Annotated in this window: 19 protein-coding genes; 6 read left to right on the top strand and 13 right to left on the bottom strand. The window is 41.5% G+C overall.

Annotation, left to right across the window (positions count from 1 at the left end; translation table 11 throughout):
• Positions 1–414: 414 nt before the first annotated feature.
• Positions 415–1098, top strand: coding sequence for a DNA alkylation repair protein (locus tag PFZ69_RS12940; protein WP_270181496.1), 684 nt, complete (start codon positions 415–417; stop codon positions 1096–1098).
• Between the two features lie 49 nt (positions 1099–1147).
• Here PFZ69_RS12940 and PFZ69_RS12935 read toward each other — a convergent pair whose 3' ends face one another.
• Together PFZ69_RS12935 and lepB are read right to left on the bottom strand one after the other, a co-directional pair.
• Positions 1148–1879: a CAP domain-containing protein gene (locus tag PFZ69_RS12935; protein WP_270181495.1), complete on the bottom strand. Its 732-nt coding sequence runs from the start codon at positions 1877–1879 to the stop codon at positions 1148–1150.
• A 301-nt stretch (positions 1880–2180) separates the two neighbouring features.
• Positions 2181–2735: a signal peptidase I gene (lepB, locus tag PFZ69_RS12930; RefSeq protein ID WP_270181494.1), complete on the bottom strand. Its 555-nt coding sequence runs from the start codon at positions 2733–2735 to the stop codon at positions 2181–2183.
• A 179-nt stretch (positions 2736–2914) separates the two neighbouring features.
• Between lepB and PFZ69_RS12925 the strand changes: the two genes are divergently transcribed.
• The 3 genes from PFZ69_RS12925 (at position 2915) to PFZ69_RS12915 (ending at position 4373) form a co-directional block, all read left to right on the top strand.
• On the top strand, positions 2915–3583 hold the full coding sequence (locus PFZ69_RS12925; RefSeq protein ID WP_270181493.1) for a haloacid dehalogenase type II: 669 nt from the start codon (positions 2915–2917) through the stop codon (positions 3581–3583).
• A gap of 154 nt (positions 3584–3737) precedes the next feature.
• Positions 3738–3824, top strand: coding sequence for a YjcZ family sporulation protein (locus PFZ69_RS12920; protein ID WP_224882924.1), 87 nt, complete (start codon positions 3738–3740; stop codon positions 3822–3824).
• Between the two features lie 213 nt (positions 3825–4037).
• Positions 4038–4373 (top strand): hypothetical protein, encoded by a 336-nt coding sequence (locus PFZ69_RS12915; RefSeq protein ID WP_270181492.1) that lies wholly within the window; start codon positions 4038–4040, stop codon positions 4371–4373.
• On the opposite strand, the gene PFZ69_RS12910 is transcribed toward PFZ69_RS12915, so the two are convergent.
• Entirely contained in the window at positions 4368–5201 is an 834-nt protein-coding gene (locus PFZ69_RS12910) for an STAS domain-containing protein (RefSeq protein ID WP_270181491.1), read from the bottom strand. The genes PFZ69_RS12915 and PFZ69_RS12910 overlap by 6 nt on opposite strands.
• Before the next feature lie 595 nt (positions 5202–5796).
• On the opposite strand from PFZ69_RS12910, the gene PFZ69_RS12905 reads away from it, so the two are divergent.
• Positions 5797–6273, top strand: a complete 477-nt coding sequence (locus tag PFZ69_RS12905) for a sigma-70 family RNA polymerase sigma factor (RefSeq protein WP_270181490.1) — start codon at positions 5797–5799, stop codon at positions 6271–6273.
• A 34-nt stretch (positions 6274–6307) separates the two neighbouring features.
• Here the strand turns inward: PFZ69_RS12905 and PFZ69_RS12900 are convergent, their stop codons facing one another.
• From PFZ69_RS12900 to PFZ69_RS12890, 4 genes are all read right to left on the bottom strand, one after another.
• Positions 6308–6550 (bottom strand): type B 50S ribosomal protein L31, encoded by a 243-nt coding sequence (locus tag PFZ69_RS12900; protein WP_270181489.1) that lies wholly within the window; start codon positions 6548–6550, stop codon positions 6308–6310.
• A 360-nt stretch (positions 6551–6910) separates the two neighbouring features.
• On the bottom strand, positions 6911–7102 hold the full coding sequence (locus tag PFZ69_RS12895; RefSeq protein WP_270181488.1) for an aspartyl-phosphate phosphatase Spo0E family protein: 192 nt from the start codon (positions 7100–7102) through the stop codon (positions 6911–6913).
• Positions 7103–7284: 182 nt separating this feature from the next.
• Positions 7285–7464 carry a Fur-regulated basic protein FbpA gene (gene fbpA, locus PFZ69_RS21035; RefSeq protein WP_442865157.1) on the bottom strand — a complete coding sequence of 60 codons (180 nt, stop codon included), beginning with the start codon at positions 7462–7464 and terminating at the stop codon, positions 7285–7287.
• A gap of 11 nt (positions 7465–7475) precedes the next feature.
• Positions 7476–8171 (bottom strand): DUF421 domain-containing protein, encoded by a 696-nt coding sequence (locus tag PFZ69_RS12890; RefSeq protein ID WP_270181487.1) that lies wholly within the window; start codon positions 8169–8171, stop codon positions 7476–7478.
• A gap of 147 nt (positions 8172–8318) precedes the next feature.
• Between PFZ69_RS12890 and recQ the strand changes: the two genes are divergently transcribed.
• Complete coding sequence (recQ, locus tag PFZ69_RS12885; RefSeq protein WP_270181486.1) at positions 8319–10397, top strand: DNA helicase RecQ; 2079 nt, start codon at positions 8319–8321, stop codon at positions 10395–10397.
• Positions 10398–10436: 39 nt separating this feature from the next.
• Here the strand turns inward: recQ and PFZ69_RS12880 are convergent, their stop codons facing one another.
• The 6 genes from PFZ69_RS12880 to PFZ69_RS12855 all read right to left on the bottom strand — a co-directional run bounded on the left by PFZ69_RS12880 (position 10437) and on the right by PFZ69_RS12855 (position 17341).
• Positions 10437–11624: an ABC transporter permease gene (locus PFZ69_RS12880; RefSeq protein ID WP_270181485.1), complete on the bottom strand. Its 1188-nt coding sequence runs from the start codon at positions 11622–11624 to the stop codon at positions 10437–10439.
• Positions 11621–12310: an ABC transporter ATP-binding protein gene (locus PFZ69_RS12875; protein WP_270181484.1), complete on the bottom strand. Its 690-nt coding sequence runs from the start codon at positions 12308–12310 to the stop codon at positions 11621–11623. The genes PFZ69_RS12880 and PFZ69_RS12875 overlap by 4 nt, the downstream gene beginning before the upstream one ends.
• Positions 12307–13425, bottom strand: a complete 1119-nt coding sequence (locus PFZ69_RS12870; protein ID WP_270181483.1) for an efflux RND transporter periplasmic adaptor subunit — start codon at positions 13423–13425, stop codon at positions 12307–12309. Before PFZ69_RS12870 ends, PFZ69_RS12875 begins: the two co-directional genes overlap by 4 nt.
• 4 nt (positions 13426–13429) lie before the next feature.
• The gene (locus PFZ69_RS12865) at positions 13430–14104 is read right to left on the bottom strand and encodes a Yip1 family protein (protein WP_270181482.1); all 675 of its coding nucleotides are present in this window, start codon (positions 14102–14104) and stop codon (positions 13430–13432) included.
• Positions 14105–14381: 277 nt separating this feature from the next.
• Complete coding sequence (locus PFZ69_RS12860; protein ID WP_270181481.1) at positions 14382–15623, bottom strand: DHH family phosphoesterase; 1242 nt, start codon at positions 15621–15623, stop codon at positions 14382–14384.
• A 158-nt stretch (positions 15624–15781) separates the two neighbouring features.
• Complete coding sequence (locus PFZ69_RS12855; RefSeq protein WP_270181480.1) at positions 15782–17341, bottom strand: fatty acid--CoA ligase; 1560 nt, start codon at positions 17339–17341, stop codon at positions 15782–15784.
• Between the last annotated feature and the right edge of the window lie 59 nt (positions 17342–17400).

The raw sequence follows: 17400 nt of genomic DNA, 5'->3' as shown, positions 1-17400 counted from the left end.
GGCTACGCTAAGTCTTACTCTTTACCATTCTACATTCGCGATTTCCTTCATGTATGTTGGTTTTGTCCTAGCCTCTTTTTTATTACCATGAATCATGTTTGTAACATTATCGAAGATTTTGTAATGGTTATCGAAAATAACACATAAAGACCAAATCCTCTTCCCTCCCCTGCTATACTGATATCAATCCAGTTAACCTTTCTCTCAACCCGGAAAGGAACTGGTGTTGATAGGAGAAGTAAGTGCATCCCTTTCCCCCCGGAAAAACCTCCTTATTCTTAAAGCTAGAAAGAGGCGCGTCGAGAGACGCGCCTCTTTCGTATTTGTAGAAGGCTCGTTCCGTAAACATTTTCTCTTGCAACAAAGATTCCCCTTCCTATTTCCTGTATGATAGACATTAGGAGGGTGATGAAGATGCTTACGGCAGAACATATTTATTCCACTTTCGAACCGCTTAGAAATCGTGAAAATGCAGAGAAAATGGAGAAATACATGCGGAACCTCTTTCCTTTTCTAGGTGTTAAAACTCCTGAAAGAAAACAGGCTTATCGATCTGTCTTAAAAGAATATGGCGCACCTGCTAAAGAAGAGATCATTCCGATCGTAAAGGAACTATGGCATGCAGAAGAACGAGAATACCAATACGTAGCTCAAGAACTACTTGCTCGTAAAAAACAGCTCGAGGTAGATGACGATGAACTGATCGAATTTCTTGTTACGACAAAATCATGGTGGGATACGGTCGATGGACTTGCTTCCAACACAGCCGGTACATATTTCATGCAATACCCAAAACGGACAGAAGAGCTTACAGGAAAATGGATTCATCATGAAAACATGTGGCTGAATCGAACAGCTATCCTTTTTCAATTAAAGTATAAGGAGAAAACAGATTTTGAACTTTTAAAAGACTACTGTTTAATTCACGCTGAATCAAAAGAGTTTTTTCTACAGAAAGCGATCGGATGGGCGTTGAGAGAATATTCAAAGACAGACCCTGATGCTGTCGAGCAGTTTATTGAACAGCATCAACTCGCTCCACTAAGTAAGCGTGAAGGGCTGAAAGTGGTTAAGAAACAAGCTACTAATAACAGATAAAAAAAGGCTGTTGAGAACATTGTCTCAACAGCCTCTTCTATGCAAATCGTTATTTTCCGATAAATTGTTGTGTCCAGATGTTTCCTTCTTCAACATAACCTACACCGATATGAGTAAAGCTTTCATTCATAATGTTCTTACGGTGTCCTTCACTGTTCATCCAAGCATTTACAACTTCTTCAGGAGTTTGCTGTCCTTTCGCAATGTTCTCTCCTGCTGTTCGATACTCAACGCCAAACTGATCCATCATGTCAAATGGAGAACCGTAAGTTGGGCTGTTATGCGCAAAATAGTTGTTCGCTTTCATATCTTCTGACTTCGCTTGCGCTACTTTACTAAGTTCAGTATCAACTTCTAGTGCTGGCAAACCAGCTTTCTGTCTTTCAGCGTTCGTCAACTCGACTACTTCTTGTTCAAATTGAGAAAGCTCATTTCCTTGCTTTGATTCGTTATTTTGAGATTTGTTGTTTTGAGCTTCATTCTTTGAAGCTGACTCACTCGGTGCCTGCGGTGTAGCTTTTTCTTCATTCTGCTTCGGAGCAGGCTTTTGCTCTACTTTTCCATTTGAAAAGTTGATTGAATCCTGGATCGATATATTATATTGGTTTTCGAATCGCTCGATGAACGACTGAAAATCCTTCATGTTATCAAATTGATAAGACTGTGTCTTCACGTCGATATTGGAGTTTTGTTCAGCTCCTGTACTCGCTGAACTTGTTGCTGGGTTTGCTGCCAACAGAGCTGCTGCCGCTGTGACACTTAGCAAAATTGATTTCTTCAATGGTATTCCTCCTTGTTTTGGTGAAAATGTCTTGCACATTGAACGTACCATATGAAAACGAGCATGTAAGACCGTAAAAAATTCCTTCGACTGAAATATCTGGTAAAGACTATTAAACTCATAAACACGAAAAAAAACCCTTAATATCAAGGGTTCAGTTCATTTCTCGCCCATTTTATAGCGAACGTCACTTGGAATTTATTCCATATTATAGGAGATGAATAGCCATTAACTATTCTTTTCAACTATTTCAAAATCGTAACAAAAAAGAGAGAGCTGTAACAGCATCTCTCTTAAACACTCAATTTGTTGATCTAAAGTCAGTGAACGGATACCAAACCATTTCCGCTCGCCCTACTACATCATCCGTTGCAATCTTACCGAGACCGTTTCGACTATCCATGCTTCTAAGCCGGTTATCACCCATGACAAACAATTGGCCTTCTGGTATTTCGATAGGTCCGAAATCTTCAGTTAACTGCATTCCCATCGTTTCCGCTTTATTTCGGTTCGTCGTAAGATAAGGTTCCTCTAATTCTTTTCCGTTCACTAAGAGGCTATCATTCTTCATTTCTACCGTATCACCAGGCAAGCCGATTACTCGTTTGACATAGTGTTTGTCTTTCTCAGGATCTTCTATAATGACGATATCACCTCTTGCAGGTTCGTCTTGTACATATGAAATCAATTTATTTACTAATAGACGATCACCGTCATGCAAGGTTGGATCCATCGAAGCACCTTCCACGATATAGGGTGCTACGATAAACATTTTCAACACAAAGGCTAGAGCGACCGCAAATAATAAAGGACTTGCCCACTCTTTTACCCATTTTGTTTGAGATTCTTTCTCCATGTGATCCTCCTAGTATGCATAATATCCTAACCTGATGAGATTCCCAGTATATTCTAGCATGATTTTCCTATAATTTTCTAGTCTATGCCACCGTCTAACTGCCTATTTTTGAGCATTAGATTTCATTTTTACACCAGTTTATGATGAACTTAACGTATCACACGTTTAGGAGGATATCTATGGATACTAGCAAAGCATTCGTTTTCGATGCTTATGGAACGTTATTTGATGTATTCTCAGTCATAGAGAAATGTGAAGAGCTTTTCCCTAGCAATGGAGAGGCAATAAGCCAAACATGGCGGAAAAAGCAGCTAGAATACAGTTATTTAAGACAGATGATGGGAAAGTATCGGCCTTTTTCTGAAGTCACGAGGGATGCGCTTCGCTACGCCGTTGCAGAAGCTGGTCAGGAGTTAACGCATCAAAATGAACAAGCGTTATTGGATGCATACAAAGAGCTTCATGTATACGAAGAAGTAGCTGAAGTATTAAAAGAGCTTAAAGCACATAACGCAACGATTGCAATATTCTCCAATGGGTCCCATGATATGTTAGACCCTCTCGTAGAACAGTCGCCTCTTTCTGAATATATCGATCATATTATTAGCGCTGATGACGTCAAACAGTATAAGCCAACCCCAGCATCATACACTCATGTGATCGATTCTTTAGGGATTAAAAGGGACGACGTTTTATTCATGTCTTCAAATGGTTGGGATATTTCTGGTGCAGCGAACTTCGGGTTCCACACAGCCTGGATCAACCGAAAAGAACAGCCAGTCGAAGAACTGAGCCTTCCACCTACATCGATCTATCATGATTTAACTGGATTAAAGAAATGGATGTAAACGACAATCCTATATAGAAATACGAAACTGCCGAGAGAAAACCTCGGCAGTTTTTTGATGACTTTTTTCATTCTTAATTGCCCAAACCATTTATAACTTCTTACATACAATACTATTACAGATCAACAAAAGCTTGTTAAAGGAGGTGACTAGAATGGGTTACGGCTATGGCCAAGGATTCGCGCTTATCGTAGTTCTTTTCATTCTGCTTATCATTGTAGGTGCTGCTTTCGTTTATTAATCTGTGCTAAAAGAAGAGGGAAACTCCCTCTTCTTTTTATTACTTCTCACGTTGCATCGTTATAGTAGCATAGGTTCTCCAAAAAGAACGGGTCTTTAGACCTAAATGGGACGAGCTAACTTCCCATTTTATACCCATTGATTCTTTCACCTCTTAGCCTTATAATCTTCGCATAGTACAAGTTTTGATGAAACGTGGTAAGGAGGGATGGGTATGATGCAAGAAAACGGTTTATTCAAAAGCGAAATCATTCGTTATCAGGAACATTTGAAACAATATCGAATTTCTTTTCAACAGCTAAGTGTTCACACACCAGTAGAACCATCTGTACGAAACTGGTGCAAAGGTGTGGCATACAAGCTGATCGAACTTCCTAAGCTTTCAGACCGTGTCATCCAAACACGAAAGCTCCCATACCGAGAGCTTGTGCAGCACTATTTATTTAATAAATCGACCCTTAAGCGCTATCATAAATACATCTTAGCCATTTTCCTATTAAAGCACGGTAACTACGAACACCTAAGTGGGTATCTTACCTTTTCATTATAAAATTTCATGTATGGCTTGGTGCAAATGGGCGTATGTTTTAACGCGATCAAAATCCAGCCCCAAGCTCACTGTTGTCTGTGCAATCTCTGGTCGAATTCCTGTGACCGTTGCATCGATACCTGATAGCTCTAGTATCTTAATCAGCTGAAAGATTTCATTCGCGACCATCGTGTCCATAATTGGGACGCCGGATAAGTCGATTACTAAGTGAGAAAGACCAAGCTCAGCACTTTTCTCAATTCCTCTTCGTTGAATGAGAGACGCACGGTACGTATCGATCGTCCCAATCAATGGGAGGACCCCAACGTTTTTTGATAGTGGAATAATCGGAACGCTCAATTCTGAAATTTTCGTATCCTGTGCATTCATTCTCTCTTCATTAAGCTGATTCGTATAAACCGTTACTTTATGAAGAAGAAGGTCAAAGGACTTGTTCATGAAGCTGCCCCATTCAGCCAGTTGGCTCGCTTGAATGTTTTCTGTTGTTTCTTGACTAAACTCAACCATAATATCCCATAGAATCTGTCTTAAATACGTAAGACTCGCGACAGATTGTTGCAAGGAAAACGTATGGTTCACAAATATTTCTACGATCCGACTCGCCCACTGCATAACATCACGTTCATTTGATTCGAGGAAAATCATTTGACGCACAAAATCTGAGCAAAACGCTTCGATTTCTCTTTTAAGCTCTGCATCATCGATGACTCCCGTATCAGTCGCCTCATTTTCGTTAACAAGCAAATGTAGTCTTGCAATCCACTTTTCACCGATTTCTCCTATGTGATCTTGGAAGAAATCTACATACCTTCGTTCAACTTTGTTCATGATCTCTTCTCCCATTTTTTAGAATTTATTGTTAGTACATTGATTCCCCCTTTTTTCATTTTATACACTTTACTATCATGAAGAATGTGCCATTTCTTAAAGGTATTAGCCTTTTAAAGTGGAATAGTATAAGGTGGAGAGTTTATTTCATATCGATACGTTTAGTAATTGCAAGCAAAGGGAAACAGTATTTTGACATGATAATCCGAAGTCAATGGCTCTTGCCCTGTATCATACATTCTCCCGGAGGTGCCACATGCTAAAAGAAAAACTATTAACGAAAGAGGAACTTCGTCGAATCGTACGTGACCTTCAAGGAAAAGGTGTTAAAGCACAGCTCTGCTACAGAAAAGCATAGGACACTCTGAGCGATCTTCCAAAAGGTCGTTTTTTTTGTTCTAAAATAGACACAAACGGCGTATTTGAACTCTTCCATTTCCTCAATATTCCTCATTTGCTTCGGTGAAACATGCCATTTGAGACCTTTATCTCGATCAAACATTCTGTTTCCTAAGGTGAAGATCAAATTGAAATACACTAAAGTTGCCTTACCGACGGAATTTGAAAAGGGTGCACCCTCACTGGAGAAGTATAGGTGGAAGATCATGAATTCGAAGTGCTCGTTACGCAATACACGCCTCTCATAAAAAGTCAGATTGCTAAACTGCGTCTTACGAAAAACTATGCGTACTATGAACAGATGGCTATGATCGCTTTATGGGAGTGCGCTACTAGGTATGACGCATCAAAAGGCAGTTTTTCATCATTTGCTTATGTAAAAATACGAGGGGCATTGATCGATGAGATAAGAAGAGAAGCAACGCGATCTACCCGATTCGTTAGTTCTGATGATATCACTGAGTTTCCTTCTGCCGAAACTTCTGTTCGCTCTGAGTATGAATTGTCCCACTACCTTTCTTTATTAACGTCGAATCAGCGGAAGTGGATCGAACTGTCACTTGCCGAAGAACTTTCCGTTAGCGACATTGCAATGAAAGAAGGCGTGACGGTTGAAGCGGTAAAATCGTGGCGAAAGCGTGCGATCATGAAACTGAGGAAAGCACTACAGTAAAAAAACACCCCGTGGGAACGGGGTGTTTTCATGCTTAGCGGTTGTATTTCTTCTTGAACTTCTCAACACGACCACCAGCATCGTTAAAGCGCTGCTGACCAGTGTAGAACGGGTGAGACTCAGAACTGATATCAACTTTGATTAGTGGATATTCGTTACCGTCTTCCCACTCGATTGTTTCGTTTGATCCTTGAGTAGAACCAGTTAGAAACTTAAATCCGCTACTTACATCTAGAAAAACAACTTTTTGGTATTCAGGATGAATTCCTTGCTTCATTAGTAGACCTCCTTTATCGATCGAATCATCATTTACGTTTAAATGAAGGGTATAACTTAAGAGATTTTGACTTCAACATACGATGAGTTCAAAACCCGTCCTTCCTAGTATATAATCTTTGAGCAATTTGTTCAAACATTGAATCACAGATTTTTAATAAAAATTTATTTTATGGTATGTAACGATCTTATCAACTCGTGCATACGGACGACACCTTCTAATAAAAACCGTATGAAAAAAATCGATAGAGATTCAATGGAATAGTTATGATAAGCTTATCGTGGAGGTTGTTGAGCGACGTAGCTCTAGAAGTAAAAGTGATTGTGTATAACGCGTCTTGATGAATAGAAGAACCGATATCTATCGAACTGCTTCTTTCTGTTGAAACTGAAATCTTTGATAAGACGTTAACAAACTATCTAACTCTTGACTACACTGTAACGTTTCCTCATGCGATATTCCTTTTTTTACCCCGATCTCAATCATTTCCTCCTGTTTACGTTTTATCCAATCAAGCAAAACTTCCCTAGCATCATAGTCAACATACAACAATCCAGGTCCCTCCTTCAATTTGTACAAACTCTATTATCCAAATTTTCACTCGACTTGTGAACCCTTTCGCCAAAACTAGACAAAAACTCCTGCTGTGTTTAATCTCTATACATTCATTCGCACAAACTTCCAATTTACGACCATATTTTTGAAATAAAAAACAGCTTCTAAATGAGAAGCTGTTAAGAACTAACCTTAGAATTTAATACCTGAAGCGTTTCTTTAGTAAGCGACAAGTAGTAATAAAATAATTCTGTAGTAGAACATTCGTATAATTGCTTATGCTTTATCTTGTATATTCCCTTTTCTAATAAAAGGGAGATAAGCTCATCTTTCGAGCGTGTAACCTTTGCCACGTTCATTCCTCCAACTACTAGGTATCAGGTTTAGCATCATCAAAATAATCAAGTGTCAGCCTTCCATCCGAGTGCAATTGCGCTAAATAGACCTCTTCTATGCTGACTTCTTTCTCTTTAAGTTTTGCTTGTAACCATTCTTCCGATTTTCCAATATTAGCAAGCACTTCTGTCATGACGTCTCCGTCCATGATTAATGACTTCGGCTCCTTTTCTTCAGGAAGGTGTAGCCATAATTCTGACGGTCGTACCGGACGGTAGTCCCGTTTCAAGAGGATGCTGAGCTCACCGTCTGCTTCTAGTAATGCAAACTCAACTTCACTTGCTGAAAAAACATCTTTCTTACGTAACATCTCTAATAGTTCATCTGTAGAGATGCGCTCCTTCCTTAAGTTCTTCTCAAGAATCTTTCCATCCTTGATGAACACAGTTGCTTTCCCTTCAACGATATCTCGAAACTTTTTGTTTTTTAGGGAGATGATACTGATCACAACAGATGCTCCTGCCCAAATAAACAGACTCGTTAGTCCATTGAACAGATTCGCTTCTTTACTCATCGTCAACGTACCTGCGATATCACCGATAATGATACCGACGATGTATTCAAAATAAGACAGTTTTGAGAGCTGCTTTTTACCAAGAAATTTTGTTAATAAAAATAAGACGATCAGCGTAAAAAATGACCTTCCAACGATTTCTAACCAATCACTCATCTCATTTTCCCCTTTTTTTCAACTTGAAACATCTCATTAACATTTTCTACTAGTTTGCATATCTGAATTAGAATTTATGTGTCCTGTACAGCTACTGTGGTGTACGATAAGATAAAAGTTGTCCGATCTGACAGAAAGGAAGATACCATGCTCGATCAAGCAAAAAGTCAGCTGAAACATTATTTTGGATATGATGAGTTCCGATCCGGTCAAACGAACATCATCAAAAGTATTCTTACAAAGCAAAATACCTTAGGAATCATGCCAACTGGTGGAGGTAAATCGATCTGTTATCAAATCCCTGCTCTTATGAACGATGGGTTAACGATTGTAATTTCACCGTTGATTTCTTTGATGAAAGACCAGGTAGATGCCCTATCTGGTTATGGTATCGATGCTGCCTATATAAACAGTTCTCTAACAGAAACAGAAATACGAGCGACAATGCAAGAAGCAGAATACGGTGAGATAAAACTTCTTTATATCGCACCTGAACGATTAGAAGCACCTTCTTTCAAACAAATGTTGAATCGAACGTCGGTTTCATTGATCGCAGTTGATGAAGCGCACTGTATCTCTCAGTGGGGACATGATTTCCGCCCTAGCTATATGAAGATCAGCCACATGATGGACGCTTTCTCTGACCGCCCGCCGATTATCGCGTTAACCGCAACCGCTACTCCAGAAGTCGTTCATGACATTCAGCGCATCCTTAACATCGAGGAAGAACAGACGTTTATCTCGGGTTTTGAGCGAGAGAACCTTCATTTTTCGGTGGTAAAAGGTGAAAAGAAAAAAAGCTTTATTACCTCGTACTTGAAACAAAATGCTTCTCAATCGGGCATCATCTACACGGCCACTCGAAAGGAAGCAGATCAGCTGCATTCCTCACTTGAGAAGCTTGGAATAAAGGTTGGCAAATATCACGCTGGATTATCAGAAACCGAGCGAAAGGCCGCTCAAGAAGCATTTTTATTCGATGATATTGTGGTAATGGTTGCTACGAACGCCTTTGGTATGGGAATCGATAAATCCAACGTGCGATTTGTCATACACCATAACCTTCCTAAGAACATGGAGTCTTATTATCAAGAAGCGGGACGTGCGGGAAGAGATGGGGAGGAAAGTGACTGTTTTCTTTTATTTTCACCAGGAGACATTCATATTCAGAAATTCCTCATTCAAGAAAACCAGCATGACGCTGTAAGAAAGTCAGCGGATCTTGCAAAATTAAAAGCGATGGTGGATTACTGCCATACTGAAAAATGTCTGCAAGGCGCGATCCTACACTATTTCGGTGATGAGCGTCCGAACTATCGCTGTGGAAAATGCAGCAACTGTGTTGACGAGCGAGAAGCTGTCGATATTACGAAAGAAGCACAAATGATCTTCTCTACGATAAAGCGAGTGAACGAACGGTTCGGGAAAACAATCATCGCACAGATTCTAAAAGGCTCTAGATCAAAACGAATAAAAGAACTTCAGCTTGATCATGTTACGACGTTCGGTCTCCTTGCACGTCGAACGCAACAGGACATCATCGATATGATTGATTTTCTCACGGCTGAGCAATTCATCACGTTAACAGATAGTAAATACCCTACACTCATTCTCCAAGAGAAAACCTTGCCCGTGCTTAAAGGACAAATCGCTATCCATAAGAAAGTATCGAGAACGCCTGAAGCGATCGAAGGAAACGATGAACTGTTTGAAAAACTCAGAACGCTCAGGAAGCAAATTGCTGACCGAGACGGCGTTCCACCGTATGTCGTTTTTGCTGATAGTACGTTAAGAGAATTATCCGAGGTGCTCCCTACATCACGTGACGAGATGCTAAAGGTCAAAGGTGTTGGAGAAATGAAGTATGAAAAATACGGAAAAGCATTTCTTGACCTATTAGACTCTCTCTCTTCTCGTCATCAAGATGAAAAGCCCAGCCACCTCACAACGTTCGAACTGTTTCAAGATGGAGAAGAGATTCCGATGATCGCTGCTTCAAGAGGACTAAGTGAATCAACCGTCGAAGGTCACCTTTTAAAAGCAATCGAAGAAGGATTGTTGGAAATCGATCGATTAGTAGCTCCTGAAACGGAAGAGCTCATCTTGAATGAAATAGATCGAATTGGAGTAGAGAAACTCAAGCCATTGAAAGAAGCACTGCCAGAAGAAATCACCTATACGCAAATTAAAGCTGTATTGTCCAAAAAGAGAAAAGTAACGAAATAAAAAGAGGAAGAGCGATTTGCTCTTCCTCTTTCATTACCTCTACTCATAACGTAACGAATCGATCGGATCGAGTCGTGACGCTTTGTTTGCTGGTAAGATGCCAAAGACGATACCGATAAGCATCGAAAACACGAGGGCTCCTACGACAACTTGCCATGAAATGAGTGATGGCCAGTTCGCAAAAAACGATACGAGGTATGCCGTACCTGCACCAAGCAAGATGCCGATCGTGCCACCGATCAACGTCAAGATGATCGACTCCACGAGAAACTGAAGCAGAATCTGCTGTCTCGTTGCGCCGAGTGATTTTCTTATTCCGATTTCTCTTGTTCGCTCCGTAACGGAAACGAGCATAATATTCATGACTCCGATTCCTCCAACGAGCAGCGAGATACCTGCAATACTACCGATGATCGTTGTCATGATCGTCGTGACCTGACCGATACCTGCAGCGATTTCCTCCATGTTCATCACTTGATAGGAATCCTCAGTATCATGCAAGCGATTCAAAACTTCTGTCGCCTGCTCTCCTGTCGGCTTAAGGTCATCTGTATCTCCTACTTGTAACGTTACCTGACTATAATTATTCGTTCCAAACATGTTCCGCATTGCAGACCATGGGAGATACGTGTCGACAGATCCAAATGCAAACAACCCAGTAGGCTTTTCAAGTACACCGATGATTTCGACGGGCTGAACGCCTACTCGAATGATTTCTCCGATTGGTGATTTTCCTTCAAAAAGCTCTTCCTTCATGGCAGCACTAACTACCGTCACTCTTCTCCCGCCAAGGAAATCAGCGGAAGTAAACCCACGACCTTCTGCAATATCAAGCTTGTTGACGTCCATGTACGCCTGGTTGATGCCGATGATCGATGTATCGGTCGATTCTTCTCGGAGCCGAACAGTGGAGTATTCTGAAGTCGATGCTACGACCTTCGTTACTTTTTCAATCTTTTCAAGCTCTCTGATATCATCGTTAGTAAATGGGTTCTGCTCCCAGTCGCCACGCTGCATCTCTTCTTCTGATGGCTGATAAAAGACTTCGATCGTATTTCCATCTCCAGCAATTTGAGACTTTAGCATCGCTTCGCCACCCTGACCTATCGCAACCACGACGATGACAGCGGCTACACCGATGATGATGCCGAGCATCGTCAAAATCGATCGCATTTTGTGAGCCTTAACGGACATCAGAGCCATCTTAATATTTTCTAAGAGACTCATGAAGGGAAACCTCCAGTCGTAGGCTGTTTTCCGAGCAAACCATCTCGAACGTAAATCACACGATTCGCATACGCCGCTACTTCTGGTTCATGTGTTACGACGATGATCGTTGTACCTTCCTTGTTCAGTTCAACGAAAAGTTCCATGATCGCGACACTCGTAGCCGTATCGAGGGCACCTGTAGGCTCATCCGCAAGAATGAGAGATGGATCATTAACAAGCGCTCTTGCAATCGCGACACGCTGCTTCTGCCCACCGGATAACTCGTTTGGAAGATGCCCCATTCGATCTCTAAGGCCGACGCGTGTCAATGAATCACTAGCACGTTCTTCTCGCTCTTTCTTCGAAGCCCCTGCATAGACCATTGGAAGTTCAACATTCTTTAAAGCGGTCAACCTAGGCAGAAGCTGAAACTGCTGAAAAACGAATCCGATCGATTTATTACGGACCTTCGCAAGTTCAGGATCTGAGTGTTTCGAAACATCTTCTCCTTCTAAATAATAGGATCCTGCCGTCGGACGGTCTAGGCAGCCGATGATATTCATCAACGTTGATTTTCCTGAACCAGACGGCCCCATGATCGCAACGAACTCACCTTTCTCAATATCAACGGAAATCCCTTTTAATACTTCGACCGTTTCTTTACCTAGCGCGTAGCTTTTGACGATTTTTTCTAGTTGGATCATTTAACACTCACATCCATCCCATCCTTAAGTTTACCAGGAGGGTCGATGACAACCTGATCATCCTTCGTAACACCGCTTGTTACTTCGATTCGTTCAGCGGTAGAAGAACCTGTTTTGATGTCTTTTCGAACAGCTTTTCCACCTTCAACAGCGTAGACATACTGATCATCACCGTCCTGAAGGACTGAACTAAACGGCAGCGTCATCGCTTGATGTGATTCAGTTTCGATCTCTACAATCATTTGAAAGCCCGGTTTAAGGTTAAGCTTTTGCCCATCATCGATCGTAACCGTGACAGGGAACTGAACAGCAGAAGATCCGCTCTCTGTTGCAGTGGTTTCCGGTAAATAAGCGACTTCAGAAACTTTTCCTTTCCATTCCTGATCTGGAACCGCATCTGACGTAAGTGTTACACTCTGGCCATCATCCACGCTCAACGTGTCATATTCAGAAAGCTTGCCTTTTACAACAAGATCGTTCATACTCCCGAGTCGAATGAGCGGCTTCTCACCCTGAGTCGTTGGCGAGCTACTTTCGTTCACTTCAATCACGACACCATCGATTTCGCTCGTCACTGTTAATTCAGACATGCGTTCTTTCAGACGATCACGCTGCAGCAACGCTTGACGAAGGTCAAGATTTGCCATGCGAATATCCATTTGTATTTGGTCGAGCTCAGCTTCCATCGTCTCTTCTGCTTCTTCTCTTCCTACGTCGTCTGCTAGTTCATCTTCTTTTTCTTGTAATCTCGTTTTTTGTTTGTCTAGTGAATTAATGCGAAGGTAGAGCGATTCGATGTTAATATCGTTCTGCTCTTTCTCCATCTTTAGATCAGGATTCTCGTACGTTAATACGTTATCACCCTTCTTAACAGCGTCTCCCTCTTCTACATGGACCGTCGTTAGTTCACCTTTCGATGGGTCTTCAAACAAAAGACTTTCATTTGCGAGGGTCAATGTCCCAGGAGTCATGACCGTCGTATTAATGTTTTCACTTTCTAATGTTCCTGTTTCAACCTCAGCTGATTTACTAGCTGACGTTCTGTATACGTTAAATCCTATTATCAGAGCTAATACTGCTACTACAGAAATCGAAATCCATACTTTCTTCTTCATTCGATTACATACCTGCCATGCTGTTCATAATCGCACCGATCGCTGCGAAACCGATACCGATCAAGAAGAAGATGATTGGAATGATCCATGCAAGTGCTTTTGGCCATCCAGCTGTAATTCTAAGACCGATCGCCGTTAAGATCGTTGTCCAGATTCCGAAGATTTCAAAACCATTCAAGATGCCGCCTGCAGCTCCATCTGCATTTACTAGACTACCGATACTCGTATACATCGAATCGATGGATCCGCCTAGTAATGCCATCAAACTACCGTTCAATAAAAGTCCGATCGTACCAACAAAAGTAATGAATAAGTTCATTGAAAATAACTGCTTGAATGTCACTTCAGAAGGTGTAGCTTTTGAAATCAACCAGTAAATAAAGCTTCCGATCAATACACCGAATATTGGGGAGAGACCGATTGAAATCGCAGTTGATATCTTAATGAAAGTCAGCATGCCTTCCATGCCTTCCATACCTTCTGCGCCGTTCATGTTACCAGCCATCATTTCTTGTTCAAAGTCAGGGCTCATCACCATCAACCAGCCCGCAAAAAGTGAAGCGAGCACTACGATCAGAAGTGGTACCCATACCTTTGGCTTTTCGCGGATCCTCTCAAATTGTTCACCTGGGCTAAAGATCATCCCTAGGATTGATGGATTTGTTGAGTTCTCGTTCATCTCGTCACAACCTTTCTAATTTACTCACCTGTATATACGCACAAGGATTTTGAAAGGTTCCCAAAAATTATAAAAATATGTTTTGATTTTCCTTCACTCTTTCTCATATTCGGCATCTTTTAGAACACGTTCATACTTCCTGACCGCGTTAATGATAAATCCAGCAACACTCAATAGTGTAAGCGATAGAACTCTTTTCATGAGATGCTCTCCTTTAGGTATGATTCCTTCATCGTATGATGGCATCGATGTTCAGTTCCATGATAAAAAAAGACGCTCAACTAAGAGCGTCTTCCTTCTGTTGATTTAGTACAGTTAATAGTTCATCATAGCGTTCAAAGAGCTGTTCTTTTGAAAGAGGTAGCACTCTTGTAAGGTCTTCCACAACACGCTCATCTGACCTTAACCAAGCGTGATACTGTCTCTTAACGTATCGTTCTGCGTCATCGAACGTATGGAACGTGCAGTCTTCCACTTCACCTTGTCTTACTACCTCAAACGTCTCATCGACTTGTCGAATAAAAATGATGTCACCTTCATGATTTTCATAGAATGAACCACTTTCACCATCTCTTTGGTTTAGACGATTACGATCAGCATCGCTTTTTAACGGCTTTAATTGAAATGGTTTTGCGATAAAGATTTCGAATGTCTCTTCTGTTAGTTCGCATCCAGAAGCTTTTGGATGGCCACCGCCTCCGAATCGACCGGCAAACTCCGAAACATCCACTTCATCATGAATCGTTCGAAAACCAAGACGCTTGCTTCCAATGTTGATGATCGTGATGAGGTCGAGATGAGGATGGCGTTTGTTCAGTTCGTTTCCTAACTCAGAATGATAAGATTCAGCATGCACCATTCCTACGCAATATTCGTCAATGAACGTTTGTACGATTTGAAAGTTCTTCTTATGAATGTAGCGACTGATCTTTCGCTCTTCTAAATCGAGAATCATTTCTTCGGATTCGCTCAATGAGAATGAGTCCGGATCACGAGTCAAACGTCTTATCATTTCTGCTTTGAACGTTTCTCTCCCTAATATCGAAAACAAATCGTTCAGGCGTTTGGCATCCGTATCATCGTCTTCTTCCCATTCCCACGTATCATATTTACGAACGAGTTCTAGGAAAAGTTCTAATCCCTCACTTCGTTCAATCTTTTCACGGTCTACTAAGTATTGATAAAACAATGTAGCTGCGCACGTTTTTTTGTCATCACCAGGCTCTACATATCCCCATTCGTACTCATTAAAGTGCATTGCGCTCGCATGATGATCGATCATTTGTACATGTTTGCCTTCTTGGAAACGCTTCTCCAACAGTTGTTCGATCTCTTCGTTCACAGAAAGGTCTGTAATAAAAAGTGGACTTTCATCGTTTTTCTCTAGAAAAGATTCTACGCGTTCATTTAAGTTCCGATATGTACAATGTGTAATGTCAGCACTTTTCTCAAATGCAAGTTCTGCAATGAGTGCACATGCTGATCCATCTAGGTCACTATCTGTAAAAAGTTTTATCATCGCCCACTCCTCCTATTCCACGTTAGTATGTGCTTGGTGTTTAAAATCATTACGAAAATCCACCTCATAAAAAAAAGCGAGCACGGTAGCTCGCTTTTTCTGACAACCTGACAACCCGTTAAATTATACATCTGAACGGTTTATGACACAACAGGTGGTCATGCGTTAGTTTTTGTTTCAAAACGTTCACGGAGCATGAACTTTTGAATCTTCCCACTTGCATTCCTCGGTAGTTCATCAACAAAAATATATTTCCTTGGTCTCTTATAAGTCGCTAAGTTAGGACTTTCTTGACAGTGACGATCGAGATCTTCTTCAGTAATAGATGCGTCTTTTTTCACGACGATCGCCGTTACGACCTCGCCCCACTTTTCATCTGGCTGCCCAAGCACCGCTACATCTAAGACACCATCATGGGCATGCAAAACGTCTTCGATCTCTCTTGGGTACACGTTCTCACCACCAGAAATCACCATATCATCTACTCGGTCGGAGACGTATAGATAGCCTTCAGCGTCCATATAACCGAGGTCTCCAGAGTGGTACCACCCTTTATAAAGGGCCTGTTCTGTCGCATCCGGACGGTTAAAGTAGCCGATCATCATACATGGTCCCTTCACGATGATTTCTCCTACTTCTCCCGGCGGAAGAATGGCTTCTGGATCTGATGGTCCTTCTTCAGAAGGGCGCACGACTCGCACCTCATGGTTAATCGCGGCTCGCCCAGCTGAACCAACTTTAGATAACTGTTCATGCTGATCAAGGAACGTCACTGCAGGTCCCATCTCTGTCATGCCATAAGCCTGAAGGAGATTGATACCGAGTCGTTCTTTAATGATCTTCACCATCGCCGGTGCCATTGGGGCAGCACCATATAGCCCTATTCGAAGGCTGCTAATATCATACAAAGCAAGGTCTTCTTGAAGAATCATGTTCCACATCGTAGGTGCACCAAAGAAGATGCTTACTTTTTCTTCTTGAATCGTTTCTAACACTTTCTTTGGTTCGAAATGATGAAGGATGACGTTAACCGCTCCAAAATGTACACGAGGCAAGAAATTACAATGAAGTTCAGCACAATGAAACATCGGAGCAGCGACAAGTCCAATGTCATGATCTTTTACATGTAAGCTAGCTCCACATATTAAACTTTGCTCCACCATGCTTCTATGCTTATGAAGCACTCCTTTAGGTCTTCCTGTCGTTCCGCTCGTATACATGATGGCATACGTATCGTTTTCATCTACCTCGATTGTTGGCTCTTCTACAGACGAAAGGCGTACAAGCTTTTCGTAGCTTTCAGAAAACGCTTGTGGCTCTCCTTCTGTTAACCAGAACGAGACATTAGGAAAATTCTCTTGCACAGCTGTTATGACAGGTTCAAGCATCTTTTCATAAACAACTACGGAAGGCTCAGCGTCTTTCAAAATGTAAGCGACTTCATTTGGCTTCAACCTAAAGTTGATCGGGTTAAGAACGGCACCGATCTTAGCACAAGCGAAAAACAGACAAGCGAGCTCAGTATTGTTAAACAGCAGTGTAGAAACACGGTCACCCTTTTTTACACCTGCATCCAAAAGCGCATTCGACACTCGATTTACTTCGACATTCCATTGCTCATATGTCCACCGTATCCCCTTTGTCTTATCGACAAGAGCTTCCTTAGGACCGAACTTTCTTACCGTTTGCATAAATAGAGAACCGATCGTTACGTACATGTACATCCTCCTCATTTGAATAGTGTGACGATGATTGGTCTCGTATGTATGTGTCCACT

Source organism: Alkalihalobacillus sp. CinArs1 (assembly GCF_947387515.1).
GTDB lineage: Bacteria > Bacillota > Bacilli > Bacillales > Guptibacillaceae > Guptibacillus.
Note: the sequence above shows the minus strand (reverse complement) of the source record. Positions and strands in the feature narration are given on the sequence as shown.